General features: G+C 70.8%; 2 protein-coding genes. One reads left to right on the forward strand and one right to left on the reverse strand.

Features of this window, described 5'->3' with window-relative positions:
- The coding region (locus E1281_RS39590) for an LLM class flavin-dependent oxidoreductase (RefSeq protein WP_207943795.1) at positions 1-968 on the forward strand (968 nt) is incomplete at its 5' end.
- Between the two features lie 74 nt (positions 969-1,042).
- Here E1281_RS39590 and E1281_RS39595 read toward each other — a convergent pair.
- Positions 1,043-1,429 carry an SCO5389 family protein gene (locus tag E1281_RS39595; protein ID WP_131884801.1) on the reverse strand — a complete coding sequence of 129 codons (387 nt, stop codon included), beginning with the start codon at positions 1,427-1,429 and terminating at the stop codon, positions 1,043-1,045.
- Positions 1,430-1,569 lie beyond the last annotated feature (140 nt).

A 1,569-nucleotide genomic window follows, 5' to 3' on the forward strand; every position in this document is an offset into this window, starting at 1 on the left:
CAGCCCCCACCCACACGAACGCCCACTCGGACGCCGCCGCGCTCTCCCGGACGGTGGAGGCCGCCGTCGCCGCCGAGCGGGCCGGGTTCGATGACGTCTGGCTGGCCGAGCACCACTTCATGTCGTACGGGGTCGTCCCGTCGGCGACCGTCCTCGCCGGGCACATCCTGGCCGTCACCACGCGGATCCACGTCGGGACGGCGGTCAGCGTGCTCTCCAGCCAGCATCCGGTGGCGCTCGCGGAGCAGGCGGCGATGCTGTCGCTGCTGTCCGGCGGCCGTTTCCGCCTGGGGGTCGGACGCGGCGGCCCGTGGCGCGACCTTGAGGTGTTCGGCACCGGACTCCCCCGCTACGAGCACGGCTTCCCCGAATCCCTGGACCTCCTGCTCGCCTGGCTGCACTCCGACCGGGTCTCCTGGTCAGGGGAGCATTTCCAGTTCCGCGAAGTACCCGTCGTCCCGCGCGCGCTTGCCCCGCCCCCGGTGACGGTCGCGTGCACCTCCGCCGCCACCGAGGCACTCGCCGCCGAGCGCGGCCTGCCGATGCTGCTGGGGATGCACGTCGGGCCGGACGAGAAGGCCGCCGCCGTCACCCGCCACGGTCTCCCGGACGCGCCGCACATCTCAACCCATGTCGCCCAGGTCGCCGGCACGCGCGAGCAGGCCGTGAAGTTGCTCATGGACGAGATGCCGCGCTGGCTCGGCCCCGGGCTGGACGGCTACGTCGCCGTGGACGACCGCCCCCGGCCGCCCCGCGACCCCGTCGGCTACACGCGGCGCATGTGCGAGCTGCATCCCGTCGGTTCACCGGACGACTGCGTCGAATCCCTGGTGGCCACGGTGCGGAGGACGGGGATCAGGCATCTGATCCTCATGGTGGAGGCGGCAGGCTCCCGCGCGGCCACCCTGGACAACATCGCCCGCCTGGGCGAGGAGGTCCTCCCCAAGGTCCGCGCCGCCCTCGCATGAACATGCGTTCACTTGCGGCGTGTCGCTGTCATCCGGCCTGCGAGAACAACAACACGCCGCAAGTGAACGAGGGGTCAGCAGTCGCGGAGTTCGGGGGACTGGTTGAGGATCTGTTCGCGGGCCGTCACGAACGTCCGGTAGGCGTCGGATCCCGCGGCCGGGAAGACCGCGACGCGGTGGCAGTTCTGGAAGGCGAGCCTGATGCCGAAGTGGCGCTCCAGCGTGCCGCGCATGGCGTCGCTCGCGAGGACGCGGAGCAGCTGGCCGCGGGCCTGCTCGTCCGGTGGCGGGGTGAGGTTGTCGGCGAAGTCGCCGCCGTCCACCTGGAGCCGCGCCACCAGCCCGCTGATCATGTCCCACGCGTAAGGGAGGGACGTTCTGATGCACTCGACGAACGCGGCGTCGCCGACCTCGCCCTGTTGCGCCGTCTCCAGGAGTTCCGGGGTCACGTCAAGAGACATGCGGGGGTCCTTTCGCCAGACGGAGGATGACTCCCGCTGAGAAACGCTAATCACGGCTCCCGGAGAATTCCAGGGGTTGACAAAGATATTCATTCCTACCGACAGCCCCCCGCAAGTCAACGGGGTCAGCGGGCGGGGGC

Source organism: Actinomadura sp. KC345 (genome assembly GCF_004348515.1).
In the GTDB taxonomy this organism is placed as follows: Bacteria; Actinomycetota; Actinomycetes; order Streptosporangiales; family Streptosporangiaceae; genus Spirillospora.

What these genes read in the sequence shown, in the direction of transcription:
- E1281_RS39595 (WP_131884801.1), bottom strand. Translation starts at nt 1,429, where the DNA reads ATGTCTCTTGACGTGACCCCGGAACTCCTGGAGACGGCGCAACAGGGC.